We start from the raw sequence: 7,676 nt of genomic DNA on the forward strand, positions 1-7,676 counted from the left end.
CGTTTCCCACAGGGCGATATCCGAAAGCCTTGGACGGGTAGTACGCGGAGCACGGGCCCCGGAAAGTGCAGCGGCTGTTCCTGAGGGAGGTGCCGGTGGTGCGGACTGACATCCATAGGAGCATCCGGCGCGCCGCCCCCGTGGCGGCTCGGGGCACGGGGCAGCGGTGGCTCGTGCTGGGCGCGGTCTCCGGTGCGGTCGTGCTGCTCGCGGCGACGGGTGTGCTGCCGGTCTGGCCCGGCTTGGTGCACCTGGTGGCGCTGCCTCCACTCGATCTCCACGCCGACCTCAGAGTGCTCCTGACAGCGACCTCCGGTCCCGTTTCCTTCGTACTGCTGGGCGCGGCGGCGCTCGTCGCCCGGACCCTCGTCCTGGCCCTGCTGATGGGCGGGCTCACCCGGGACCGGATCACGCTGGCCGCCGTGTTCTACGTGGCGCTCGTCGTTCCGCTGCTGCTCGCCGCCCAGGTCGTCTACATCTCCAACACGCTGATGTACTCCCGGCTGTTCTGGGCGGGCCTCGTGGTGGTGGTGCTCCTCTTCCTGCTGCTCGCCCCCGTGCCCTGGAGCGTGGCCGCGTACGAGGGCGGAGCGCGGCTGCGCACGGCGTTCGCCCGCACCTGGCGCGGTGGCCTGCGGCTGGAGGTGACCCTGCCCTACGCCGCGGCGGTGGCGGGTGTCGGCGTCCTCGCCCACCTGTTCCCGGCCCTCACCATCGCCCTGGTGCCGCTGTCGGCGGCGCTGACCGCCTTGGCCCTGACCGCGCTGTCCCGCCCGGCGCCCGCACGACCCCTGGTGCGTCTGACCGCGACCGCTGCCGTCTTGGCACTGATCGCCGCCGGGTGGATCACCACACGCGGCACCGACATGCCCCGGCCGGCCCCACCGCGCGAGGGCTCGATCATGCTGATGTCGGGTATCGACTCGCGATCCGGGGTCGGGGACATGTTCAGCTCACGCACCGACATGCTCGGTTACGACTGCGACCAGACCTTCTACTTCTCCTACGCGGGGCCCGGAGACGGCCAGCCCCAGCGTCAGGCGCGTTGTCCGATGCGGACCGGAGCCCCCTACCAGAGCGCGCACACCCAGCGCCCCGTCAGCGAGCAGGTGGAGGTGTTCGCCGAGCAGGTGCGGGACCTGCCGCGACCGCTGGTCGTGGCGGGGCACTCGCACGGCGCCTGGATCGCGTGGAAGGCCGTGGCCACCGGCCAGGCGCCCGAGGTCGACGCCCTGGTCCTGGTCGGCCCCTTCCCGGAGAGCACGGGCGGGTACCGTCCGCGGGGCGAGCCGGGCCCGGGCCGCCCGGCCTCGGACCTGCTGCACCTGCTCGTCCCCCTGGCCGGGGAAGTGGACTTCACCTTCGACGCCGACGCCCCCGCCGCCTACGAACTCCTGGGGACCACGGACACACCGGCCGAGATCTTCTCCCTGCCGCTGCCCGAGGAGACGCGGGCGCTCAGTGTGACCTCGTCCAGCGACCTGCCGCTGAAGCCCTCGGGGTGGCGCATGGCCGTGGACCGCAACACCTGTCCGATGCGAACACCACACGCCTATCTGCCGACCACGCCCGCCTACTACGAGGAGGTGAACCGGTTCCTCGACGGTGAGCCACAGCCCGACTGCCCGGTCGTGTTCGACTGGGCGGCGCCACTGACCGTGCCCCTCTCGACACCGGAACTCCAGGTAGGCCCGCCGAACTGACCGGCGGAGCACCGGGTCGCGGTGAGGGGCGGGGCCTCCTCGGCTCCCGCCCCTCACCTCGCCGCGCGCCCTCAGCGGATCAACCGGACCGCCGGGTCAGCGGCGATCCTCGTAGCCCTCCGGGAGCCACTCCTCCCAGATGTCGCGGTTCTCGTTCACCCAGATCTCCGCCGCCTCCGGGGGCGAAAGATCCTGGTCGGCGATCATCCGCGCGACGGCGTTCTGGTCGGAGTTGGTCCACGTCCAGTTGTCGAGGAACCGGTAGGCGTGGTCGTCGTGCTCCACGAACCCGGCCCGGAAGATCTTGTTCAGGTCGTAGACCGGGTAGTCGCAGTCCACGAACTCCGGGTCGGCGTCACAGCCGTCGTAGTACTCGGGGAACTCGACCTTGACCAGGTCGATCTCCTCCTGGAACCACTGCGGGTCGTAGAAGTAGAAGAGCACCGGCTCCTCGTTGGCGGCCCTGCGGCGGACCTCGGTGATCTGCGCCGCCTCCGAACCCGCGTAGACCATCTGCAGGTCCAGGTCGAAGGCGTTGATCATCCCCTGGTCCTGGCTGACGAAGCCGGGCGCGCCCGCGAGGAACTCGCCGCTGTCACCGGTCTGGGCGGTCTGGAAGAGATCGGTGTTCTCCTTCAGCCCTTCCACGGTGGTGATCTCCGGGTACTCCTCCGCCAGGTAGGCGGGGACGTACCAGCCGATCACGCCCTCGTTGCCGTTCGGGCCGCCGTCCACGGCGGTGCCGTTGCCCTCGGGCCCGTACAGCTCGAACAGGTCGTCGTGGCCCCAGTTCTCCAGGATCACGTCCATGACGCCCTGGTCCAGGGCCTGCCACGAGGGCTGTTCGTCCACCCGGACCAGCTGGACCTCGTAGTCCATCTCCTCGCGGAGGATGTACGCCAGTACCTCGGCGCTGGCTTCGTAGCCCACCCAGTTGTTGACCGCGATCCGCACGGAGTTGGGGTCGCGGGTGATCTGGTCGGTGCGCACCGCGCAGGAGCTCACCATCACCAGGGCCAGGCCCACGGAGAGCAGCCGAAGCAGGGTGCCCCTTCTCAGAAAACTAGGCACGGGGTGCCCTCCTTCCCTGCGTCACACGGTCCAGGAACAGGCCGAGGAAGACGATCGCCAGGCCGGAGGCGATACCCAGGCCCAGCTCGTTCTGGGCCAGGCCGAGCACCACGTCGTTGCCGAGTGCGCCCGCGCCGACCAGCGCGCCCATGACCACCATGGACAGCACGAGGATGATGCCCTGGTTGATCGCCAGTCGCAGCGATCCCACGGCCATCGGAAGTTCCACCTTGGTGAGCAGTTGCCACTTGGTGGACCCCTGGGACGTGGCGGCCTCGATGGTGCCCGCCGGAACCCCGCGGATACCGTCGTTGACCAGCCTGATCACCGGGGGCAACGCGAAGATCACCGCCGCGGCCAGAGCCGGTACGGGCCCCAGGCCCAGCAGCGCGACCGCCGGGATCAGGTACACGAACGGCGGCAGGGTCTGCATGAAGTCCAGGACGGGCCGCAGGATCGCGGCGAAGACGTCGCTGCGCGACATCAGCACGCCGACCACCACGCCCAGCGCGATGGTGACCACGGTGGCCACCAGCACCTGGGACAGCGTGTCCATGGCGTTGGACCACACGCCCAGCAGGCCGATCGCGACGAAGGAGCCGCCGGAGACCAGGCCGATGCGCCAGCCGGAGAAGATCCAGCCGAGCGCCGCGGCGACCAGCACCACCAGCCACCAGGGCGAACCGGTGAGCAGGTTGTTTAGCGGGCCCAGGACGGTGGTCTGCGTCCACCCGCCGAAGGCCGCGGCCGCGGGGCCGATGGCCGCCTGGACGGCGTCGTTGACCGCGTTGATCGGGGTGTCGATCCGGATGGACAGGTCGCGCGGCCAGCCGCCCAGGTCGAGCAGGCGGCCGACGGCGGTGACCAGGATGACCAGCGCGAGCCCGCCGCCCAGCAGCGGCATTCGCTGGTGCTCGGGGATCTTCGGGGTGTGCGCGCCGTGGCCGACCGCGCCCGTGACCCGGTCCATCGCGATCGCCAGCATGACGATCGCCAGACCGGCCTGGAAGGCCTGGCCCACGTTGATCTTGGCCAACGCCTGGTAGATGGCGTCACCCAGACCGCCCGCGCCGATCACCGACGCGATGACGACCATGGAGACCGCGAGCATGATCGTCTGGTTGACGCCCAGCAGGATGGTGCGCTTGGCCAGCGGCAGCTGCACCTTGGTGAGGATCTGCCAGGGGGTCGAGCCGAGCGAGGTGGTGGCCTCGACCGCGCCCTTGTTCACCTCGCGGATGCCCAGCGCGGTGATCCGCACGACCGGCGGGAGCGCGTAGACCGCGGTCACCACGGCCGACGCCGGGTTGCCGATGCCGAACAGCAGCACGAACGGCAGCAGGTAGGCGAAGGCGGGCATGATCTGCATGAAGTCCAGCACCGGGCGCAGGCCCCGGTAGAACCGGTCGCTGCGCCCGGCCAGGATGCCGAGCGGGATGCCGAACAGCAGCGCCATGAAGACCGCGGTGATGATGAGCGACAGCGTCGTCATCGACTCGTTCCACAGCCCGGTCAGCGCGAACACGCCGAAGGTGGCCAGCACCAGCAGCGCCACCCGCCACCCGGCGATCCGCCAGGCGGCGAACACGCCGAGCACGGTCACCCCGGCCCAGGTGAGGAAGTCCAGGAAGTAGTTGATCAGCACGACGGCCGATCCCAGACCCACCGAGATGTAGTTGAAGAAGTAGAGGAACAGCGGGCTGTCGTTGCGGTTGGCGACGACCCACGCGTAGACCCCGTCCAGCCAGGCCATGAAGCTGTCGCCGACGCCGGTCGGGAAGCTTCCGGCCCAGGCCGGGTTGCCCAGCGCCCTGGTCACCCAGTAGCCCGCGACCAGCACCACGACCGCGATCAGCGCCTGCAGCCAGGTGTTGCGCAGCAGGCCGCCGGAGCCGCCCCGGTTCCCCGGGCCTCCCGCGCCGGAGCCGGTGGCCCTGACGGGTTCGGTCATCGCGGCCATGTCACCCACCGTTCCCGGTCGGCGCGGGGCCAGCGTGGTCGGTGGCCTCGTCGGAGATCTCCTCCACCGTCTCCTCCTCGATCGCGGCGACCTGTTCGGCCCCCTCCAGCTGGTCCTCCGCGATGGCGCGCAGCACGTCGTCGCGGCCCACGTAGCCGAGAAGGGTGTCGCCCTCCACGACCCGGACCGGGGCGGTGCTCGCGGCGAGCATCGGCAGGATATGGGCCAGGACGGTGCCCGGCTCGGTGGTCGGGCCGTCCGTGCGCTCGTCGGGGAAGGCGTCGCGGACCAGCCACCGCGCGGTGAGCACGGTGGTGCGGGCGACATCGGAGGTGAAGTCGGCGACGTAGGCGTTGGCCGGTCGGCCCACGACCTCCTCCGGGGTGCCGACCTGGACGAGCTCGCCGTCGCGCATGATGGCGATGCGATCGCCCAGCTTGAGCGCTTCCTGGAGGTCGTGGGTGATGAACACCGAGGTCTTGTTCAGCTCGCGCTGGAGCCGGACGACCTCGTTCTGCATGTCCCGGCGGATCAGCGGGTCCAGGGCGCTGAACGGTTCGTCGAACAGCAGGACCTGCGGGTCCACCGCCAGCGCGCGGGCCAGGCCCACGCGCTGCTGCATACCGCCGGAGAGTTCGCCGGGGCGGGCGTTCTCATAGCCGGTCAGGCCGACCATGTCGATCATCTCGCGGGCCCGCGCGTAGCGTTCAGCGCGCGGCATCCCGCGCACCTCCAGGCCGTAGGCGACGTTGTCGATGATCTTGCGGTTGGGCAGCAGCCCGAAGTGCTGGAAGACCATGGCCATCTTGTGCCTGCGCAGCTCGCGCAGCCGCTGGTCGCTGGCCTCCTCGATGTCCTCGCCGTCGAGCAGCACCGAACCGGAGGTCGGTTCGATCAGCCGGGTCAGGCACCGGATCAGCGTGGACTTGCCGGACCCGGACAGGCCCATGACCACGAAGATCTCACCGGGGCGGACGTCGAAGGAGACGTCGCGCACCGCGACGGTGCAGCCGGTCTGCTCCTTGATGACGTCCCGGTCGGCCCGCTCCAGGTCGGTGCCGATGACGCTGTCGGCGTTCTTGCCGAAGATCTTCCACAGGTTGCGGACGGAGAAGGTCACGTCGGACGGGCCCGCGGCCGGGGCCGTCTCGGTGGCCTGGGTACTCATCGGGTCTCCTTCTTCTCCGCCGCGCGGTCCTGGCGGATCAGGTCCGCGGCGCGCTCGCCCAGGGCGAGGACCATGACCATCGGGTTGGGCGTGGGCAGGGTCGGGAACACCGAGGCGTCGGCGATCCGCAGGCCGCGCAGACCGCGCACCTTCAGGCGGGGGTCGACCACGGCGGTGCCGTCGTCGGCGGCGCCCATCTTGCAGGTACCGGCCGGGTGGTAGACGGTGTGCGCGGCGCGGCGGCCGTACTCGGACAGCTCCTCGTCCGTCTGGACCTTCGGACCGGGGGCGACCTCGCGCTTGAGCCACGACTTGAAAGGCTCGGTCGCGGCGACCTCACGGGCGATCTTCAGCCCGTCCACGATGGTCTTCTCGTCGTACCCCTCGGGGTCGGTGAAGTAACGGAAGTCCAGGGCGGGCTGCACCTCGGGGTCGCTGCTGGTCAGGGAGAGCTTGCCGCGACCGCGGGACCGGGGGATGTTCGGGGTCATGCAGACCGCGTAACCGTCCTCGGGCGAGTCGTAGCCCAGCCGCTTCGTGTTGTCGTCGAAGGGGATCTGGTAGATGTGGAACATCAGGTCCGGGCGGGGGTCGCTCTTGTCGCGCCGCACGAACAGGGCCGCGTCGGAGTCCATCACGGTCTCCTCGGGGACCCGCTCGTTGGTCTCCCACATGATGATCGACTCGGGGTGGTCCTGGAGGTTCTCGCCCACGCCCGGCAGGTCGTGGCGGGCCTCGATGCCGACCGCGGCCAGCTCCTCGGCGTTGCCGACGCCGGACAGCATCAGCAGGCGGGGGCTGTCGACGGCGCCCGCGGCCAGGATGACCTCCTGGCGGGCGTTGACCGTGATCTGTTCACCGCCGGAGGTCGTGGCGCTGACGCCGGTGGCGCGGTCCCCGTCGAAGAGGACCTGGCCGACCCAGGTCTCCAGCAGCACGGTGAGGTTCTTGCGCACGTCCATGATGGGGTGCAGGTAGGCCACCGAGGCGGAGGAGCGGTAGCCGGTGTAGGGGTCGTAGGCGATGGACAGGAAGCCCGTGCCGTCGGCGAACCCGCCGCCGTGCGAGGTCAGGGCGTTGAAGTCCTCGACGACCGGGACGCCGGCGGCTTCGGAGGCCGAGGACACCCAGTCCTTGACCATCGCGTTCCGGTCCTTCTCGGCGATGGGGATGATGTTGCACTTGATGCGGTCGGCGTAGGACTGCACGGTGGCGTTGTCCCAGCCCTCGGCGCCCGCGGCGACCCACTCGTCCAGGTCCTCGGCGAACGGCCGGAAGCTGATGAGGGTGTTGTGCGAGGAACAGCCGCCCAGCACCCGGGCGCGCGAGTGCAGGATGTGCGAGTTGCCGTTGGGCTGCTCGGTGGTGGTGTACCCGTAGTCGAGGTCGCTGTCGAGGACGCTCAACCAGTCGCGGAGCCGGAGCACGTTCTCGTGGTCCCGGTCGTCGGGTCCGCCCTCGATGACGCAGACGGTGGTGCCGGGGTCCTCGGTGAGCCGGTTGGCGATCACCGATCCCGCGGTGCCTCCGCCGACGATGACGTAGTCGTAAGTGGTTTCGTTCATGGACACGGCCCGAATCCTCTCGTTTCTCTTGCTCGGGGGATGGCGGGGGGAGACCGACCCGTGTGTTTTTTGGTTTCTCGGCTGTCGCACGGGGTCGTTCGACACGCGGTGCTGATCGATGCGCCGCGCGGTGCTGCTTCGTGCGACGCGAAGCTGTGAGGAGGGCACCCGCCGGTGCGTAGGACGGACCCGCACCGGCGGGGGGCCCC

General features: G+C 70.1%; 5 protein-coding genes. 1 reads left to right on the plus strand and 4 read right to left on the minus strand.

Annotated features, from left to right (window positions below):
- Positions 1-98: 98 nt before the first annotated feature.
- Complete coding sequence (locus D457_RS33515) at positions 99-1,703, plus strand: hypothetical protein (RefSeq protein WP_152514382.1); 1,605 nt, start codon at positions 99-101, stop codon at positions 1,701-1,703.
- A 96-nt stretch (positions 1,704-1,799) separates the two neighbouring features.
- On the opposite strand, the gene D457_RS0126645 is transcribed toward D457_RS33515, so the two are convergent.
- Genes D457_RS0126645 through D457_RS0126660 form a run of 4 tightly spaced genes read right to left on the minus strand, consistent with a single transcriptional unit; the run spans position 1,800 to position 7,473 of the window.
- Positions 1,800-2,774 carry a glycine betaine ABC transporter substrate-binding protein gene (locus tag D457_RS0126645; RefSeq protein ID WP_039831946.1) on the minus strand — a complete coding sequence of 325 codons (975 nt, stop codon included), beginning with the start codon at positions 2,772-2,774 and terminating at the stop codon, positions 1,800-1,802.
- Positions 2,767-4,734 carry an ABC transporter permease gene (locus D457_RS0126650; protein WP_039831947.1) on the minus strand — a complete coding sequence of 656 codons (1,968 nt, stop codon included), beginning with the start codon at positions 4,732-4,734 and terminating at the stop codon, positions 2,767-2,769. The genes D457_RS0126645 and D457_RS0126650 overlap by 8 nt, the downstream gene beginning before the upstream one ends.
- A gap of 1 nt (position 4,735) precedes the next feature.
- Positions 4,736-5,902: a quaternary amine ABC transporter ATP-binding protein gene (locus D457_RS0126655; RefSeq protein WP_017583733.1), complete on the minus strand. Its 1,167-nt coding sequence runs from the start codon at positions 5,900-5,902 to the stop codon at positions 4,736-4,738.
- On the minus strand, positions 5,899-7,473 hold the full coding sequence (locus D457_RS0126660) for a GMC family oxidoreductase (RefSeq protein ID WP_026117065.1): 1,575 nt from the start codon (positions 7,471-7,473) through the stop codon (positions 5,899-5,901). Before D457_RS0126660 ends, D457_RS0126655 begins: the two co-directional genes overlap by 4 nt.
- Positions 7,474-7,676: the final 203 nt, after the last annotated feature.

The sequence above is a fragment of the Nocardiopsis valliformis DSM 45023 genome (genome assembly GCF_000340985.1).
GTDB lineage: Bacteria > Actinomycetota > Actinomycetes > Streptosporangiales > Streptosporangiaceae > Nocardiopsis > Nocardiopsis exhalans.

Coding starts and splice junctions, on each gene's coding strand:
- D457_RS0126655 (WP_017583733.1), bottom strand. CDS start 5,902: ATGAGTACCCAGGCCACCGAGACGGCCCCGGCCGCGGGCCCGTCCGAC.
- D457_RS0126650 (WP_039831947.1), bottom strand. CDS start 4,734: ATGGCCGCGATGACCGAACCCGTCAGGGCCACCGGCTCCGGCGCGGGA.